20 protein-coding genes are annotated in these 15,308 nt (G+C 63.3%); 19 read left to right on the top strand and 1 reads right to left on the bottom strand.

Going from position 1 to position 15,308, the window contains the following annotated elements:
• From VM94_RS19095 to VM94_RS19060, 8 genes are all read left to right on the top strand, one after another.
• The coding region (locus VM94_RS19095; protein WP_160309304.1) for a flagellar hook-length control protein FliK at positions 1-892 on the top strand (892 nt) is incomplete at its 5' end.
• Positions 892-1,368, top strand: coding sequence for a flagellar basal body-associated FliL family protein (locus VM94_RS19090; protein ID WP_046684904.1), 477 nt, complete (start codon positions 892-894; stop codon positions 1,366-1,368). The genes VM94_RS19095 and VM94_RS19090, both read left to right, overlap by 1 nt.
• A 33-nt stretch (positions 1,369-1,401) precedes the next feature.
• On the top strand, positions 1,402-2,145 hold the full coding sequence (locus tag VM94_RS19085) for a FliA/WhiG family RNA polymerase sigma factor (RefSeq protein WP_046684903.1): 744 nt from the start codon (positions 1,402-1,404) through the stop codon (positions 2,143-2,145).
• A gap of 53 nt (positions 2,146-2,198) precedes the next feature.
• Positions 2,199-3,113, top strand: a complete 915-nt coding sequence (gene motA / locus VM94_RS19080) for a flagellar motor stator protein MotA (RefSeq protein ID WP_034757817.1) — start codon at positions 2,199-2,201, stop codon at positions 3,111-3,113.
• Positions 3,040-4,101 carry a flagellar motor protein MotB gene (locus VM94_RS19075; RefSeq protein WP_046684902.1) on the top strand — a complete coding sequence of 354 codons (1,062 nt, stop codon included), beginning with the start codon at positions 3,040-3,042 and terminating at the stop codon, positions 4,099-4,101. Before motA ends, VM94_RS19075 begins: the two co-directional genes overlap by 74 nt.
• A gap of 16 nt (positions 4,102-4,117) precedes the next feature.
• Positions 4,118-4,408 carry a flagellar biosynthesis anti-sigma factor FlgM gene (gene flgM / locus VM94_RS19070; RefSeq protein WP_034757812.1) on the top strand — a complete coding sequence of 97 codons (291 nt, stop codon included), beginning with the start codon at positions 4,118-4,120 and terminating at the stop codon, positions 4,406-4,408.
• A complete protein-coding gene (flgN, locus tag VM94_RS19065) occupies positions 4,405-4,845 on the top strand; it encodes a flagellar export chaperone FlgN (protein WP_052755833.1) in 441 nt (146 codons plus the stop codon). The genes flgM and flgN overlap by 4 nt, the downstream gene beginning before the upstream one ends.
• The gene (locus VM94_RS19060) at positions 4,832-5,584 is read left to right on the top strand and encodes a glycoside hydrolase family 73 protein (RefSeq protein ID WP_052755832.1); all 753 of its coding nucleotides are present in this window, start codon (positions 4,832-4,834) and stop codon (positions 5,582-5,584) included. Before flgN ends, VM94_RS19060 begins: the two co-directional genes overlap by 14 nt.
• 6 nt (positions 5,585-5,590) lie before the next feature.
• Here the strand turns inward: VM94_RS19060 and flgA are convergent, their stop codons facing one another.
• Entirely contained in the window at positions 5,591-6,211 is a 621-nt protein-coding gene (flgA, locus tag VM94_RS19055; protein WP_046684901.1) for a flagellar basal body P-ring formation chaperone FlgA, read from the bottom strand.
• Between the two features lie 281 nt (positions 6,212-6,492).
• Between flgA and flgB the strand changes: the two genes are divergently transcribed.
• The 11 genes from flgB (at position 6,493) to flgL (ending at position 15,303) form a co-directional block, all read left to right on the top strand.
• Positions 6,493-6,855, top strand: coding sequence for a flagellar basal body rod protein FlgB (gene flgB, locus VM94_RS19050; protein WP_034758109.1), 363 nt, complete (start codon positions 6,493-6,495; stop codon positions 6,853-6,855).
• A gap of 8 nt (positions 6,856-6,863) precedes the next feature.
• Positions 6,864-7,280 carry a flagellar basal body rod protein FlgC gene (flgC, locus tag VM94_RS19045; RefSeq protein WP_034757795.1) on the top strand — a complete coding sequence of 139 codons (417 nt, stop codon included), beginning with the start codon at positions 6,864-6,866 and terminating at the stop codon, positions 7,278-7,280.
• A gap of 3 nt (positions 7,281-7,283) precedes the next feature.
• Positions 7,284-7,937, top strand: a complete 654-nt coding sequence (locus tag VM94_RS19040) for a flagellar hook capping FlgD N-terminal domain-containing protein (protein WP_046684900.1) — start codon at positions 7,284-7,286, stop codon at positions 7,935-7,937.
• A gap of 58 nt (positions 7,938-7,995) precedes the next feature.
• On the top strand, positions 7,996-9,174 hold the full coding sequence (locus VM94_RS19035; protein WP_046684899.1) for a flagellar hook protein FlgE: 1,179 nt from the start codon (positions 7,996-7,998) through the stop codon (positions 9,172-9,174).
• 26 nt (positions 9,175-9,200) lie between these two features.
• Complete coding sequence (locus VM94_RS19030) at positions 9,201-9,929, top strand: flagellar basal body rod protein FlgF (protein ID WP_046684898.1); 729 nt, start codon at positions 9,201-9,203, stop codon at positions 9,927-9,929.
• Between the two features lie 32 nt (positions 9,930-9,961).
• Entirely contained in the window at positions 9,962-10,750 is a 789-nt protein-coding gene (gene flgG, locus VM94_RS19025) for a flagellar basal-body rod protein FlgG (protein ID WP_167389655.1), read from the top strand.
• 11 nt (positions 10,751-10,761) lie between these two features.
• Positions 10,762-11,424, top strand: a complete 663-nt coding sequence (gene flgH / locus VM94_RS19020) for a flagellar basal body L-ring protein FlgH (RefSeq protein ID WP_046685514.1) — start codon at positions 10,762-10,764, stop codon at positions 11,422-11,424.
• Positions 11,425-11,433: 9 nt separating this feature from the next.
• Positions 11,434-12,546, top strand: coding sequence for a flagellar basal body P-ring protein FlgI (locus VM94_RS19015; RefSeq protein WP_046684896.1), 1,113 nt, complete (start codon positions 11,434-11,436; stop codon positions 12,544-12,546).
• Positions 12,546-12,938, top strand: a complete 393-nt coding sequence (locus VM94_RS19010) for a rod-binding protein (RefSeq protein ID WP_046684895.1) — start codon at positions 12,546-12,548, stop codon at positions 12,936-12,938. The genes VM94_RS19015 and VM94_RS19010 overlap by 1 nt, the downstream gene beginning before the upstream one ends.
• A gap of 81 nt (positions 12,939-13,019) precedes the next feature.
• Complete coding sequence (flgK, locus tag VM94_RS19005; RefSeq protein ID WP_046684894.1) at positions 13,020-14,381, top strand: flagellar hook-associated protein FlgK; 1,362 nt, start codon at positions 13,020-13,022, stop codon at positions 14,379-14,381.
• Positions 14,382-14,391: 10 nt separating this feature from the next.
• Positions 14,392-15,303 (top strand): flagellar hook-associated protein FlgL, encoded by a 912-nt coding sequence (flgL, locus tag VM94_RS19000; RefSeq protein WP_046684893.1) that lies wholly within the window; start codon positions 14,392-14,394, stop codon positions 15,301-15,303.
• The last annotated feature ends 5 nt before the right edge of the window (positions 15,304-15,308 follow it).

The following is a 15,308-nucleotide window of genomic DNA, read 5'->3' as shown; positions in this document are numbered from 1 at the left end:
CCCAGCCATGGCCGCCCCCGTCATCGGCTTGCCGGTGACGATGCCGCCGCCAACGGATGCGGCCGCAGCCGAAGCGCGCGCCGCCGCCCAGGCGCAAACACAGACAGCAGCGCAGGCGAACGTGGCGCAAGCCAACCCGGCACTCAACATCAGCCTGCATCCAGCGGCAATCACCATCACGGCACAGGGAACGGCGCAACCGGCAAGCCGCGATACGCGCGAACCGCTGGCCGCCGCCAACCCGGCCGCGCCCGCCAAGGGCAGCGCGCCGGCACAGCCGTTCGAATCGCTGCTGCAGCAAGGCGCGCCGGCAACAGCCGTCGCCGCCCCTGCTGCCGCGCGCGAAGGCGAACGCGGCGCCGCGACGCCGGCCCCAGCCACGCCCAATCCGGGTTTGACGGGCGCCATCGGCAATACGGCTGCGGCGGCGCCATCCGGCGACACCATCAAGCTCAACGGCCCTGCCCAGCAATGGCAGGAACCGCTGCGCGAAGCGCTGGGCGAACGCCTGCAGACGCAGATCGGCCGCAACAGCGAACACGCGACGATCCGCCTCGACCCGCCCATGCTGGGCCGCATTGAAATTTCCATCCGCCATACGGCCGGCGCGCTGCAAGTGAACGTCACGGCGTCGAACTCGGAAGTGTTGCGCCAGTTGCAAGGCATCGGCGAGAACATGCGCAGCGACCTGGCGCAGCGCCAGTACACCGAGGTCGCCGTCAATATCAGCGCCACCCCGCGCAGCCCCGCCGCCCAGGCGTTTGCCGAAGGCGATGCGCGCGGCCAGCGTCAACCGGGCCGCCAGCACGATGATGCCGAACCGGGCCGTGCCCTGTCCGATGGCAGCACTGCCAGTACCACTTACGCCATGCACGAGCGAGAGAGCGCCTGATGAATACGAAAATGAAACTGATCGCCGGCTTTGTCGCCGTGGCCGTGCTGGCCGCCGGCGCGGCTGGCGGCGCCATGTGGTATTTGGCCAAGCCGGTCGCCGGCCATGCCGATGTCGCCGAAGCAAAAGCCCCGCCGCCGCCCGCCACGGGCAAGAAGGCGCGCAAGTTCCTCACGCTCGACAAGGTCATCGTGATGCTGCGCCGCGGCCCCGGCGATGGCGAAACGCATTACCTGTCGGCCGACCTGGTCATCGCCACCACCGAGGAAAAAGAAAAACTGACCAAGGACCACCTGCCGCTGATGCGTTCGATCGCCGTCAGCACCCTGTCGAGCTTTCCGCTGGACAAGGCGCAGACGATGACCGTGGAGCAATATGCCGAGCAGATCAACAAGGCCTTCAACGTCAGCTACGAGCGCGAACAGATGGAAAAACCGTTCACCGAAGTCATGGTCGGCAAGCTGATCATTGAATAAGCCAACACGCCAGCCGACCTAGTGGGAGATCCCTTGGCCTATGTAGAGCAATACCAGGAAGCGTATGGCGCCGGCGAATATGCCGCCGCCAGCGCTTGCGCGGCCGTGCTCAGCGTTGCTGAAGAGCAACAACATCTGGTGGCGTACTCCCCTTTGGTGAAACGCATCGTGCGCCAGCTCAATTCGCAGGTGTCGGGCGCCATCGACCGCGACGACATGGAACAGATCGGCCTAATGGGGCTGCTCGAAGCCTTGCGCCGCTACGGCGTGCCGGACCAGTCTTTCGGCAGCTATGCCAGCCTGCGCATCCGCGGCGCCATCCTCGATGAACTGCGGCGCCAGGACTGGCGTCCGCGCGCCGTGCGCCAGGAAAGCCACCGCCTGCGCGACAGCGTGCGCGCCCTGACCCGCCGCCTGGGGCGCGAGCCGCTGGACGCGGAAATCATGGCCGCCCTGAAGCTGACGCCGGAAGCCTTCCAGGAATACCAGCTGGCGGAAAACGCCGAGCTGATCGCCAGTTTCGACGAAGTGCTGCAGGAAAGCCTGGGACAGGCCGACAGCGCACCGAGCCCGGAAGAGCAATTGATGGTGCGGCGCAGCCTGGAGCAAGCCTTGCGCGCGCTGGACGAACGCGAGCAGCGCGTGATCCAGATGTATTACGAATTCGAACTGAGCTACAAAGAAATAGCCGCCGTGCTGGACCTGAGCGACGCCCGCGTCTGCCAGCTCAACAAGACGGCACTGGGCAAGATGAAAGCCATGCTGCAAGACGCATAAGTTTCACTATCCATCAAATTGACGCAGCACAATGACGCAGAAAGGCAGTTGACATGGTAATTATCGGTATCTTAATCGTGATGGGGTGTGTATTCGGAGGTTTCGCCCTGATGGGCGGCACCGTCCACGCGATCTGGCAACCGGTCGAGCTGATCATCATCATCGGCGCTGCCGTCGGCGCCCTGGTGCTGGGCAACCCCAAGCATGTACTCGGTGAAATGCTGCATCAGATGCGCAAGATCGTCACGCACAAGAAGCAAGGCTCGGAATTCCAGCGCCAGTTGCTGCTGCTGATGTATGAACTGCTGCAAACGGCCGCCGGCGGCCTGAAGGCGCTCGACGCCCACGTCGAGGCGCCGCGCGAAAGCGCCCTGTTCCAGCGCTATCCGCTGGTGCTGGAAGAGCCGAAGCTGCTGGCCTTCATCGTCGATAACTTCCGTTTGATGGCGATGGGCAAGATCAACGCGCATGAACTCGAAGGCGTGCTGGAGCAGGAACTGGAAGCCATCCACGACGAATTGCTGCAACCGTCGAAATCCTTGCACAAGATCGCCGAAGCCATGCCCGGCTTCGGTATTCTGGCCGCCGTGCTCGGCATCGTGATGGCCATGAATTCCGTGGCCGATGGCGCCGATGCGGCGGAAATTTCGGAAAAAGTGGGCGCCGCCATGGTCGGCACCTTCATCGGTATTTTCTTTTGCTACGGCGTGCTCGATCCGATGTGCAACATGATGAAGCAGCTGGTGGGCGAGGAAGGCTCGACCATGGAATGCGTGAAGGTCGTGCTGGTCACGCACGTGGCGGGCAAGCCGCCGCTGCTGGCCATCGATGCGGGCCGCCGTCTGGTGCAGCTGAACATCAAGCCGAGCTTCGCCCAGCTGGAAAGCTGGATCAATGCGCTGGAAGATGGCGGCGCCGAACAAGAGCAAGGCCAAGGCCGGGGAGGCCGCCGTGCTAAAGCCGCATGAGAAACATGAACAGGCCATCATCAAGCGTGCCGGACGCAAGCACGACGACGATGGCCATGGCGGCGCCTGGAAAGTTGCGTTCGCCGACTTTTGCCTGGCCCTGCTGTCGCTGTTCCTCGTGCTGTGGCTGATGGCCGCGCGCGAGCAGCAGGCGATGAAGGAAATCATGATGGATGCGTCGGCCAGCAGCCGCCAGGGCGAAGGCCAGGGCGTCATGCCGGAACAGAGCGGCGGTCCGCGCGGCAGCCTCATCGAACGCTTCCCAATGCCCCGCAAGGGCTCGGGCGACACGCGCACGGAAGGCAAGCAGACGCAGGAAGGCAAGGCCGGCGCCGCGCCGCAAAACCAGACCAAGGTCAGCTACCAGTCGCCGGAAGACTTGCTGTCGCTGTCGCGCGCGCTCGACAAGCTCAGCGATGAAGCGGGACTGAAGAGCAACCTGCAATCCGTGATCACGCCGTACGGCTTGCGCGTCATGTTGCACGATACGGACAAGCAAGGCATGTTCGTGCGCGGCAGCGCCGTACCGACGGACCGTTTCCGCAAGCTGCTGCGCCAGATGGGCCCCGTGTTTGCGCAAATGGAAAACCAGATGCTGATCGTCGGCCACACGGACTCGATGCAATACGCCAATACCGGCTATGAAGGCTTTTCGAACTGGACCCTGTCGGCCAACCGCGCCATGTCGGCGCGCGCGCAATTGCTGATCGGCAGCATGAGTCCGGACAGCGTGCTGCAAGTGGTGGGCATGGCCGACCGCGCGCCGCTGGACGTAAAAAATGCCAGCGCCGGCATCAACCGCCGCATCGAACTGTTAATATTAACGCGTGGCCAGGCCGACAGCATCGCCGCCATGTTCGGCATGGCAGGGCAAAAGCCGCAAGGCGACGAGCTGCAAGTGGGTGAACCGGACTCCGGCACCCTGCAACGCCTGCGCGATAAACTGGGCCTGCCCGCAAAGAAAGATCGGGACGAGCATGCAAATTAAGGGCAAGGGACAACGTATGAAAATCTCCTCCGGCAATACCGGTGCTGCCGTGCGCAGCAGCGCCGTCGCACCTGCCGAGGCGATCGCCGAGAACGCGGGCGCCGCGGGCGCCATGGGTGGCTCGTCGGCCGGGGCGGAACTGCAATCGGCCGTGCTGCAACCGGCCATGGCCGCCCTGCGCGCCATGCCCGAGATCGACCACGAGCGCGTGGCCATGCTGCGCGATGCGCTGGCCAAGGGCGAATTGCCGTTCGATCCATCGAAACTGGCAGGCTTGATCCAGCGTTTCCACGGCGGCGAATCGTGACCGCACCGCGCAAGGGCATCACGCGCCAGGAAGCCGTGCGCCGCGTGCTGCAAGGCATGACGGACGACCGCGCCGGCTATGCCGCCCTGCAAACCTTATTGGAAGAGCAATTCGAGGCTACCCTGCACCACCAGAGCGCCCGGCTGACGGCGCTGGCCGACCAGGTGGTCGCCGCCGTCGAGCCGCTCGATGCGCGCCGCCGGCAACGGGTCAGCCTCGTCACTGCCCTGCTGGGCCCGCAAGGCGATATGGCGCAATTGTTTGCACTGTTGCAAGAAGGCGCGCGTACGACCGCCCAGCGCGACTGGGCCGCGCTGGAACAGATGGTGCTCGAATGCAAGCGCCTGAATACCCGCAACAGCGATTTATTAACAGAGCAGTACAGCATCATGCAGCGCGTGCTGCATGGCGAGGAAGATACGTATGCGCCAGGCTGATTTCCTGACCACCCGCGCCACGGCGGCAACCCCATCGACGACGGCCACATCCGCCGTGCAGAGCAATATGCGCGCCACCGATGCCACCAGCTCCAACGGCAGCTTCAGCAGCGTGTTCCGCCAAGTGCAGGGCGAAGTGGCCCGCTTCATCGAACAGGGCGGCGGCAGCGCCACCAGCCTGAGTCCGCAAGGACGCTCCTACCTGGAGCAGAGCCAGCCCGTGAATGTACTGGGCAGCATCAACCAGAGCGGAGAAATCGGCGAAACGCAGCAGCAATTCCTCGCCTCGATCAAGCCGTGGACGCAAGAAACGGGCGCGCGCCTGGGCGTGGCGCCGGAAATCGTCGCCGCCCACGCGGCGCTGGAATCTGGCTGGGGCCAGCGTCCGCTGCGCCAGGGCACGGGCGCGGACACGAATAATCTGTTCGGCATCAAGGCCGGCGGGAAATGGCAGGGCGACGTGGCCAGCAACGTCACCACCGAATACGAAGCGGGCAGCGGCACGGCCCTGAAGAAAACCGAGCGCTTCCGCAGCTACCCGGACCAGGCCAGCGCCTTCCGCGACTATGCGCAAGTCTTGCTCGACAATCCGCGCTACCGCGCCGCCCTGAACACGGGCGCCGATGCGGGCGCCTTCGCGCAGGGTTTGGCGCGTGGCGGCTATGCCACCGATCCCAACTACGCCGCCAAGCTGACGCAACTGGCGACGCGTCTGCAGCGCACGGCCGCCGCGGACTGATTTTCCTTAACGGCCGGCAATATCGGCCGGTTCCACCACGCCCGCATCGACTACCCTGGCACGTATCACCGTGCCGCTGGTGGCGTTGCGCACGCGAATCACCTCGCCCAGCGCGCCCGGGTCCATCGCTTCGCCGGCCATGCTCACCTCTACCTGTTCCTTGCGCGCCACGATATTGACGGCACTGCCCCGCTTGACCAGCACGGGCGACGCCAGTTGTCCTTGCCGCAGCACTTCGCCGGCACGCAAGCTGCGCCGGCTCGACAGGCCAACGGCGCCGGACAAGGCGGAAATACTGTCCGGCACCATCGTCACGTCGCGCCGCGCCAACGTCACGTCGCCCGATTGCAGCGGCGTATTGGCCGTGACGGGCACGCTGGTGACGGCCACCTGGGCCGTGATGCTGCCGCGCGCCAGCATTTCGTAACGCCATCCGTTGCTTCCAGGACACACCGCGACAAAGCGCATGCGCTGCGCCGAGCGGCTGTCCGCCGTTTCCAGCGCGACGGGCGCCGCGCACGCGGGCACGGGGCGCGCGCTTTTCACGACGGTCACTTGAAACTGCGGTTCCAGCAATCCCGCCGAGGCTGCCTGCTGCGCCAGCTGCTCACGCGCCAACTGTTCCATACGTGAAAATATATTGTCGGCTGGCAATTCTGCGCGACCTGCACTACTATATAGGCTGGCCAATAAAAAGATGCCTGGAAGCAGTATTTGACGACATTGCGCCTTGTTCCACATCACGGAATAGTTCTCAAAGTAAATCATTGCTAACCTTAATCAAAGATACTGAAGCGGCATGACCTTACCATGCGTCAACATGACCAGGCTGGGATTTTACCTCTGCACCACCTATTTTCTGGCCCGAACCGCAAAAAGCACGATCGAATTCAATACAAAGGATGACCATGGGGATTAATTTCAAGGATGCGCTGGGCGTGCACGCCGATGCACTCGCGCTGCGTGCCGACCGTACCCGCGTGTTGGCGGCCAATATCGCCAATGAAAACACGCCCGGCTTCCAGGCCATGGACATGGATTTCGGCAGCGCCCTGCAGCAGTTGCAGGATAACGAAGCGGGCCTGCTGTCGACCGATGACGATGCCAGCGCCCTGTACCGCGTGCCCTACCACCCCAGCCGCGACGGCAATACCGTTGAAATCGGCGTCGAGCAGGCGGCGTTCTCGCAGAATGCCACCGACTTCCAGACCAGCCTCACTTTCGTCAACATGAAACTGAAGGGTCTGTCCAAGGCCATTTCCGGACAATAAGGATCAGCATGAGCTTCCAGGATATTTCCAAGATCGCCGGTTCGGCGATGGCGGCGCAAACCGTGCGCCTCAATACCATCGCCAGCAACCTGGCCAATGCCGATTCCGTTGCCGGTTCCGAAGGCGAAACCTATCGCGCGCGCAAACCCGTGTTTGCGGCCGTGATGGATGGCCCCGGCGCCAGCGGCGCGGGCGGGCGCGTACAGGTGCTCGACGTGGTGCAAAGCGACGAGCCGCTGCGCAAGGTGTACGAACCGGGCCACCCGATGGCCAATGCCGATGGCATGGTGTTCTATCCCAACGTCAACCAGGTTGCCGAGATGACCGACATGATGTCGGCCTCGCGCGCCTTTGAAACCAATGTCGAAGTTCTGGGCCGCATCAAGTCGATGCAGCAATCGCTCCTCAAATTAGGTGAAGCATAATCCATGGAAACCAATCTCTTTACAAATAACACCAGCGGCAGCGGCAGCAACAACAATGCCGTGAAGTCGCAAGGCAATGCCACCCAGGACATGTTCACCAAATTGCTGGTCGCCCAGATCAAGAACCAGGATCCCCTCGCGCCGACCGACCCGAGCCAGTTCGTCAATCAATTGACGCAGCAGGCGCAGACGGAAGCGATGCAGAACCTGGCGTCGCTGACCAGCGCCAATGCCAGCGTGCTGCAATCGATGCAGGTGCTGGCCCTGGGCGCGCAAGTGGGTTCCGAAGTGATGGTCAACAGCGAAACAGTGCAGCTCGACAAGAGCAAGGTCAGCGGCAGCATCGCGCTGGCGGCCAGCACCACCAAGACCACGGTGACCCTGAAAGGCCTGGACGACAAGGAATACAAGATCGAGCTGGGCGCCCAAGGTGCCGGCACCGTGCCGTTCACCATCGATCCAGTGGCCCTGGGCTTGCCTGCCGGTACCTACAGCATGAAGGTCAGCACCAGCGGCGCCGAAAAACCGACGGTCGACATCGCAGGCAAGCTCAACAGCGTGCGCCTGTCGTCCGGCGGCAACATGATCCTGAGCGTGTCGAACCTGGGCGAAGTCAACCCTGGCGCGATCACCGGTTTTAACGGCAAGACGGCCTGATCCGCCCTTCCCTTCGTTTCCAGCACACTAATCTCGTCCTTCACTAAAGGAAGTCAACATGAGTTTCGACATCGCCCTGTCCGGTATCCAGTCCATCAACCAGCAGCTGAACAGCACCAGTAACAATATCGCCAATGCCAGCACCTACGGCTTCAAGAGCAGCCGCGCCAACTTTTCCGCCATGTACGCCGGTTCGCGCGCGACGGGCACGGAAATCGGCTCGCTGACGCAAAGCATGTCGCTCAATGGCGGCGTACTGAACACGGGCCGCGCGCTCGACGCGGCCATCGACGGCCGCGGCTACTTCGTCTCGCGCGATGCGCAAAACACCATGAGCTACAGCCGCGTCGGCATTTTCTCGGCCAGCAACAGTGGCTACCTGGTCGATTCGAACGGCAAGATGGTGCAAGGCTATGCCGCAATCAAGGGCAGCACCACCCTGGGCACCATGGGCGACATGCAGATTCCGACGGGCCAGATTCCCGCCGTGGCGACGACCAAGCTCGCGTATGCCGCCAACATGTCGTCCGAATGGACCATCAAGGCCGTGCCCTTCAGCAAGACCAATGAACTGAGCTACAACAGCGGCAAGTCCTCGATCGTCTACGATTCGCTGGGGGCCAAGCACTCGCTGGGCCAGTACTTCGTCAAGACGGCGACGGGCGTGGACGTCCACTACACCTTCGACAACGCCGATGTGACGCCGGTGACGAGCATGACGTTCGACACGAACGGCAAGCTGGTGACCGGCACGTCCGCCGCGCCAGTGCTGCCGACGCCGGCTGGCGCGGCGCCGCTGTCCGTCGCCATCGACTACACGGGCACCACCCAGTTCGCCGGCGAAGCGACGACCTCGACCGACCGCGCCGACGGCTATGCCTCGGGCACCTACATGGGCGTGGAACTGGCCGAGGACGGATCCGTCGTGGCGAAATACACGAACGGCCAAAAGCAGAGCATCGGCGTGATCGCCCTGGCCACCTTCCCCGATGAAGGCGCGCTGACTGCCGTCAACGATACCAGCTGGGTCACCTCGACCACTTCCGGCACCCCCATGTATGACCGCCCTGGCGTCGGCATGACCGGCAAACTGGTGACGAGCTCGCTGGAACAGTCGAACGTCGACATCACCTCCGAACTGGTGGGCCTGATGACGTCGCAGCGTAACTACCAGGCCAACTCGAAGGTCATCTCGACCGAGAACGCCATGCTGCAATCGCTGATGCAAGCGCTGTAATCCACGAAACGCAAAGGTAAAGAGCAATGGATGCGCTGATTTATACCGCCATGAGCGGGGCCGACCGTGCCCTGCGGGCACAGCAGGTACACGCCAACAACCTGGCCAATATCGAGACGGGCGGCTTCCGCGCCAACCTGGAAGTGTCCACTGCCCAGCCGCTGCAAAACGGCTATGGCTACGACGACCGCCACATGACGCAGACGCAGTCGAGCGCCGTCGGCACGCGCACGGGCGCCATCAAGGAAACGGGACGCGAACTCGACGTGGCCGTCACGGGCCCCGGCTTTCTCGCGGTGCAATGGCAAAACGGCGAAGCCTACACGCGCGCCGGCGCCATGGACCTCGATGAAACGGGCGCGCTGACCATCAACGGCCGGCCCGTGCTGGGCGAAGGCGGCCCCATCACGATTCCCGAGCACACCAGCCTGTCGATCGGCGCCGATGGCACGATTTCCATCCAGGTGCCGGGGACGGCGCAAATGCAGACCGTCGACAAGCTCAAGCTGGTCAACGCGGAAGCGGGCGAGCTGACGAAGAACGAGGCGGGCCTGATCGTGGCGCGCAGCGGCGAAGACTTGCAGGCCGACCCGGCGGTGCGCCTGCGCGACCGCCACCTGGAAGGCAGCAACGTCTCGGCCGTCGAGGAAATGGTCGCCACCATGAGCCTGAACCGCAGTTTCGAAATGCAGATGAAAATTTTCAAGGCCAGCGACGCGATGACTGAGTCCGGCAACCGCCTGCTGGGCGCCTAAGCCCAACGCCAACCAATTACCAGGAGCAAACCATGAATCCAGCAATGTGGATCAGCAAGACCGGCGTGCAGGCACAAGATGCCAAACTGCAAGCCATCGCGAATAACCTGGCCAACGTCAATACCGTTGGCTTCAAGCGCGACCGCGTCGTCTTCGAAGACCTGTTTTACCAGGTCGAGCAGCAGCCGGGCACGCAGCGCGCCGACAATACCCTCTCGCCATCGGGCGTACAGCTGGGTAACGGCACCCACATGGTGGGCACGCAAAAGGTATTTACCACCGGCAGCCTGCAAACGACGAGCCGCGAATTCGACGTCGCCATCACCGGCAACGGCTTCTTGCAAGTGCTGCGCCCGAACGGCGAAGCGGCCTACACGCGCGCCGGCCAGCTGGGCATCAATGAAAACGGCGTGATGGTCAACGCCCAGGGCTTGCCGCTGGTGCCGCAGATCACCGTGCCGAACAATGCCACGGCGATCACCATCGGCGAAAACGGCATGGTCACGGCCACCGTGCCGGGCAATGTCAACGGCACCCAGCTGGGCCAGCTGAACCTGTCCAGCTTCATCAACCCGACGGGCTTGCTGGCACTCGGTGAAAACCTGTTCCAGGAAACGGCATCGAGCGGCACGCCGACGGAAGGCCGTCCCGGCGAAGGCGCCCTGGGCAAGCTGAAACAGTTTGCGCTGGAAGGCTCGAACGTTCAGGTGGTCGAAGAGATGGTCGACATGATCGCTGCCCAGCGCACCTACGAAATGAACACCAAGGTGCTGTCGGCCGCCGACAATATGCTGCAATACCTGGCGCAAGCGGCACGCTGATGACGGTCGCCATGAAAGCCACGGCAGCCATGCTGCTGGTGTTGATGGCCGGTTGCGCCAGCCAGCCGGCCGCGCCGGTGGCGCCCAGCTTTTCCGATACGCCGCTGCCCGTGGCGCCGCGCAGCGCTGCGCGCGGCGGCGTGGGCGGCGGCGTTTTCAATCCCGACGCGGGCCTGGACCTGATCTCGGACAGCCGCGCCTTCCGCGTCGGCGACGTCGTCACGGTGGCCCTGCAGGAAACCACGCAGGCCAGCAAGAAGGCCGGCACCTCGTTCAACAAGGGCTCGTCCGTCGGCGTGAATGCGGCCAACATCCTCGGCAAGACCTTCCCCAAGACCGGCATCGACCTGTCGGCCGACCGCAACTTCGCCGGCGACTCGACCAGCACGCAGCAAAATGCGCTGTCCGGCGCCATCACCGTGATCGTGCAGGAAGTGCTGCCGAACGGCTTGCTGCGCGTGCAGGGCGAAAAAACGCTGACCCTGAACCAGGGCGAGGAATTCGTGCGCCTGCGCGGCTACCTGCGCGCGGCCGACATCGATTCGAACAACCAGGTCTCGTCCTTGCGCATCGCCAATGCACAGATCGCCTATTCCGGCCAGGGCACCCTGGCCGAAGCCAATACACCAGGCTGGCTGACGCGCTTCTTCGTCGGCCCATGGATGCCGTTTTAAGGTGACCTCATGAAATTTCGTTCCGCCCTGCCCCTGGCAGCCATGCTGGCCGTGCTCTCCGGCTTTGCCCTGCCCGCCAGCGCCGCGCAAGTGTTGCGCAACCTGGTCAGCATCGAGGGCGTGCGCGACAATCCGCTGGTCGGCTATGGCCTCGTCGTGGGCCTGAACGGCAGCGGCGACACCACGCAGGTAAAGTTTTCCAGCCAGTCCGTGGTCAACATGCTCAAGCAGTTCGGCGTGAAGATGCCGGACGGCGCCGAAGCGAAAAGCAAGAACGTCGCCACCGTCATGGTCAGCGCCGTATTTCCACCAGGATACCGCCGTGGCCAGGCCATCGACGTCACCGTCTCGTCGCTGGGCGATGCGAAAAGCTTGCGCGGCGGCACCTTGCTGCTGACGCAACTGCGCGCGGCCGACAATGAAACGTATGCGCTGGCGCAAGGCAACGTGGTCGTCGGCGGCTTGAACGCCACCGGCAAGAGCGGCTCGTCCGTCACCGTCAACACACCCACCTCGGGCCGCATTCCCAACGGCGCCAACATCGAGCGCGAAATCCTCAGCGATTTCTCGACCAAGCCGACCGTCACCCTGAACTTGCGCCACCCGCATTTCGAGACGGCCATCAATATCGTCGAAGCCGTCAACCGCCGCTTTGGCGCCGTTGCCACCACGCGCGACGCCACCAGCGTGGAAGTGCTGGCGCCGGAAAACCCGACCCAGCGCGTGGCCTTCATGGCCAAGCTGGAAGCGCTCTCCGTCGATGTGGGCGTCGATACGCCGAAAGTGGTGTTCAATTCGCGCACCGGCACCGTGGTCATCGCCGAAGGCTTGCGCGTGAAGGCCGCCGCCGTCACGCACGGCTCGCTGAAAGTGGTCATTTCGGAAAGCTCGGCAGTGAGCCAGCCGGCGCCATTCGGCCGCGGCCAGACCACCGTCACGCCGCAATCGAAGGTGTCCGTCGACCAGGGCAACGGCAATATGTTCAAATGGCCGGCTGGCGCCAAGCTGCAATCGATTATCGACGTCGTCAACAGCCTGGGCGCCTCGCCCGATGACATCATGGCAATTCTGCAAGCCCTCGACCAGGCCGGGGCCATCGAAGGCGAACTGGTGGTGATCTGATGCTTAATATCAACGACAGCAGCAGCGCCCTGCCTTCGGCGCTCGACGACCGCTCCCCGGCGGCAGCCGCGCCGGCCGATCCCCGCTATGCGGCCAAGGCCACCGAGGCGGCCGTCAAGTTCGAAGCCTTCTTCATCTCGCACATGCTGCGCCAGATGCGCTCGGGCACGCGCGAGATGGCGGGCGAAGACAGCGTCTTCAAGGACCCCGTCAACAGCGACATGCTGGAAATGGCCGACAACCTGGTGGCCGACAAGATGGCCGGCCAGCGCGCTTTCGGCATTGCCGACGCCATCCTGCGCCAGCTGCTGCCGGCGGCCGGCGCCCCCGTGGCGGCCAAAAGCGCTGTCAAGACCGACAATATTGCAGCGCCGCTTAATAAATCCGTCTGAAGCGTCGCCTGTACCAGGTAACAACGATTCAATGCCTGCCCACCCGCACGCGCCACACTCTTCACGAAAGAAACTTGCCCAATGAGCATCATCAGCAATGCATTGTCAGGCAGCATCGCCGCCCAGGCCGCACTCAATGCGGCCAGCCAGAACATCGCCAACCTGCAAACGGCGGGCTACACGCGTCAGGGCGTGCTGTTGTCCTCGCTTGGCGCCGGCGTGGGTGTGCGCTCGGCCGGCAATGGCGTGGAAGTGTCCGCCCTGCTGCGTTTTGCCGATGCCTATAAAAGCCAGCAAATGTGGCGCGCCGCGTCCGACCAGGGCGCCCGTTCGCAGACCCAGCCTTACCTGACCCAGCTCGAGCGCGTGATGGGCGACGATGTCTCCAGCATCAGCAACGGCATCGACGGCTTTTTCGCCGCCCTCAATGCCTCGGCCGTCGACCCGACGTCGACGCCGCTGCGCCAGCAGATCGTCACCTCCGCCGACGCCATGGCGCAGCGCTTCAACAGCATCAGCACCGTCATGAGCAACCAGCTGCTGTCGCTGCAGCAGCAACGCTCAGCGATCGTGCCGCAAGCCAATACCACCCTGGCCAATATCGCCGCGCTGAACCAGCGCATCAGCACCTCCACGGCGTCGGGCACGAATGTGTCGTCGCTGATGGATGCGCGCGACCAGCTGATCGATGGCCTGGCCTCGCAAATGGGCATTGAGGTGCTCGACCAGCCGGACGGCTCGCGCAATGTCTCGCTGAAGTCGGGCCAGCCGCTGGTCATCGGCAGCATGGCCGGCACCCTGAGCAGCAACATGACGAACACCGGTGAACAAATCCTGAGCCTCGATTTCGCCAAATCGTCGTACGTCCTCGATCCGGTGGCCATCGGCGGCCAGATGGGCGGCCTGGGCGAGTTCGAGCAAAATACCCTGAAACCGCTGCAGCAGTCGCTGCAAGACATGGCCACCCAGCTCACCAGCAAGATCAACGCGCAGCTGGCACTGGGTAAAACCATGACCGGCACGGCCGGCGGCCCCCTGCTGGCCTACGCGAATGGCAAGCTGAGCATTACCCCCGGCTTCAACGCCAAGGACCTGGCCCTGTCGCTGACGGGGGCGGCCGGCGACAGCGGCAACCTGCAGAAATTGATCGAGATTAAGAATCAACCGATCACCGTCAGCTGGGTGGGTTCTGTCCTGATGAGCGACGCGGACACGCAGCTGGTCGGCAAGCTGGGCATCTACAGCCAGCAAAACCAGTCCTTGCTGAAGACGGCCAACACGGTGCGCTCGCAAGCGATCGACGACTGGAAATCGACCAGCGGCGTGAACAAGGACGAAGAAGCGATGAGCCTGGTCGAGTTCCAGAATATGTATCAAGCAAACATGAAAGTCATTTCCGTGGCAAATACCTTGTTTGACGCCACTTTGCAAATGATGGGTTAAGGAGAAGATCATGCGTGTCGCCAGTAGCCAGTACCAATCGCTGATCAATATTTCACTTCAGCAAAATCAGGAACGCATCAACTTCCTGACCCAGCAAATGTCGTCGGGCTTGCGCATCCAGCTGCCATCGGACGATCCGATCGGCAACGTGCGCATTTCGCGCCTGACGCGCGAGCAAGCCATGGTCAGCCAGTACAAGGACAATATCGCCACGGTGAAAGTGCGCCTGTTGAAAAACGAAAACTACCTGTCGAGCATGGTCACCGACATGGGCCAGGCGCGCGACCTGCTGGTATGGGCCGCCGACGGCAGCAACACGCCCGGCGACCTGAATGCGATGACGCAATCGCTGACGGCCATGCGCGACAGCGTGCTGTACACGGCGAACCTGAAGGACCAGGAAGGCCGCTACATGTTTTCCGGCACGGCCACCGACCAGCCCGCCATCAAATACGACCCGGCGGCAACCATGGGCTCGCGCTACAGCTACGTCGGAAATACCGATACGCAGACCGTGGTGGTGGGCAATGGCGTGACGCAGGCGGCCAACGTCGACGTGAAGAACCTGGACGTGTGGCTCAACAAGATCGACCAGGTTATCAGCACCCTCAGCGCGCCGGGCGTCAATCCCAACGATCCGGCCGTGCGCGCCATCGTCAGCGACGGCCTCGGCGGCACAGATGATGGCATGGATTTGCTCTCCGGCAAGATCGCCATCTTCGGCGGCGCGCAAAACATCCTCACGACGCTCTCCGGCAACCTGGCCAATGTGTCGCTGTCGAACGACATGGCCCTGTCCGATTTGAAAAAGACCGACATGGGCGCGGCAGCCATTGAACTGACCGGCTACCAGACGGCCCTGCAGGCAACCTATAAAGCCTACGCCAAGGTTGGCACCATTTCCCTGTTTGATCTTCTCTGACCATC

The sequence above is a fragment of the Janthinobacterium sp. KBS0711 genome (assembly GCF_000988085.1).
Lineage (GTDB): Bacteria > Pseudomonadota > Gammaproteobacteria > Burkholderiales > Burkholderiaceae_D > Janthinobacterium > Janthinobacterium lividum_E.
The sequence above is the reverse complement of the archived record's forward strand: the minus strand, read 5'-3'. Positions and strand labels throughout refer to the sequence as shown.

What these genes read in the sequence shown, in the direction of transcription:
- VM94_RS19090 (WP_046684904.1), top strand. Translation starts at nt 892, where the DNA reads ATGAATACGAAAATGAAACTGATCGCCGGCTTTGTCGCCGTGGCCGTG.
- motA (WP_034757817.1), top strand. Translation starts at nt 2,199, where the DNA reads ATGGTAATTATCGGTATCTTAATCGTGATGGGGTGTGTATTCGGAGGT.
- VM94_RS19075 (WP_046684902.1), top strand. Translation starts at nt 3,040, where the DNA reads ATGCGCTGGAAGATGGCGGCGCCGAACAAGAGCAAGGCCAAGGCCGGG.
- flgM (WP_034757812.1), top strand. Translation starts at nt 4,118, where the DNA reads ATGAAAATCTCCTCCGGCAATACCGGTGCTGCCGTGCGCAGCAGCGCC.
- VM94_RS19060 (WP_052755832.1), top strand. Translation starts at nt 4,832, where the DNA reads ATGCGCCAGGCTGATTTCCTGACCACCCGCGCCACGGCGGCAACCCCA.
- flgA (WP_046684901.1), bottom strand. Translation starts at nt 6,211, where the DNA reads ATGGAACAGTTGGCGCGTGAGCAGCTGGCGCAGCAGGCAGCCTCGGCG.
- flgB (WP_034758109.1), top strand. Translation starts at nt 6,493, where the DNA reads ATGGGGATTAATTTCAAGGATGCGCTGGGCGTGCACGCCGATGCACTC.
- flgC (WP_034757795.1), top strand. Translation starts at nt 6,864, where the DNA reads ATGAGCTTCCAGGATATTTCCAAGATCGCCGGTTCGGCGATGGCGGCG.
- VM94_RS19040 (WP_046684900.1), top strand. Translation starts at nt 7,284, where the DNA reads ATGGAAACCAATCTCTTTACAAATAACACCAGCGGCAGCGGCAGCAAC.
- VM94_RS19035 (WP_046684899.1), top strand. Translation starts at nt 7,996, where the DNA reads ATGAGTTTCGACATCGCCCTGTCCGGTATCCAGTCCATCAACCAGCAG.
- VM94_RS19030 (WP_046684898.1), top strand. Translation starts at nt 9,201, where the DNA reads ATGGATGCGCTGATTTATACCGCCATGAGCGGGGCCGACCGTGCCCTG.
- flgG (WP_167389655.1), top strand. Translation starts at nt 9,962, where the DNA reads ATGAATCCAGCAATGTGGATCAGCAAGACCGGCGTGCAGGCACAAGAT.
- flgH (WP_046685514.1), top strand. Translation starts at nt 10,762, where the DNA reads ATGAAAGCCACGGCAGCCATGCTGCTGGTGTTGATGGCCGGTTGCGCC.
- VM94_RS19015 (WP_046684896.1), top strand. Translation starts at nt 11,434, where the DNA reads ATGAAATTTCGTTCCGCCCTGCCCCTGGCAGCCATGCTGGCCGTGCTC.
- VM94_RS19010 (WP_046684895.1), top strand. Translation starts at nt 12,546, where the DNA reads ATGCTTAATATCAACGACAGCAGCAGCGCCCTGCCTTCGGCGCTCGAC.
- flgK (WP_046684894.1), top strand. Translation starts at nt 13,020, where the DNA reads ATGAGCATCATCAGCAATGCATTGTCAGGCAGCATCGCCGCCCAGGCC.
- flgL (WP_046684893.1), top strand. Translation starts at nt 14,392, where the DNA reads ATGCGTGTCGCCAGTAGCCAGTACCAATCGCTGATCAATATTTCACTT.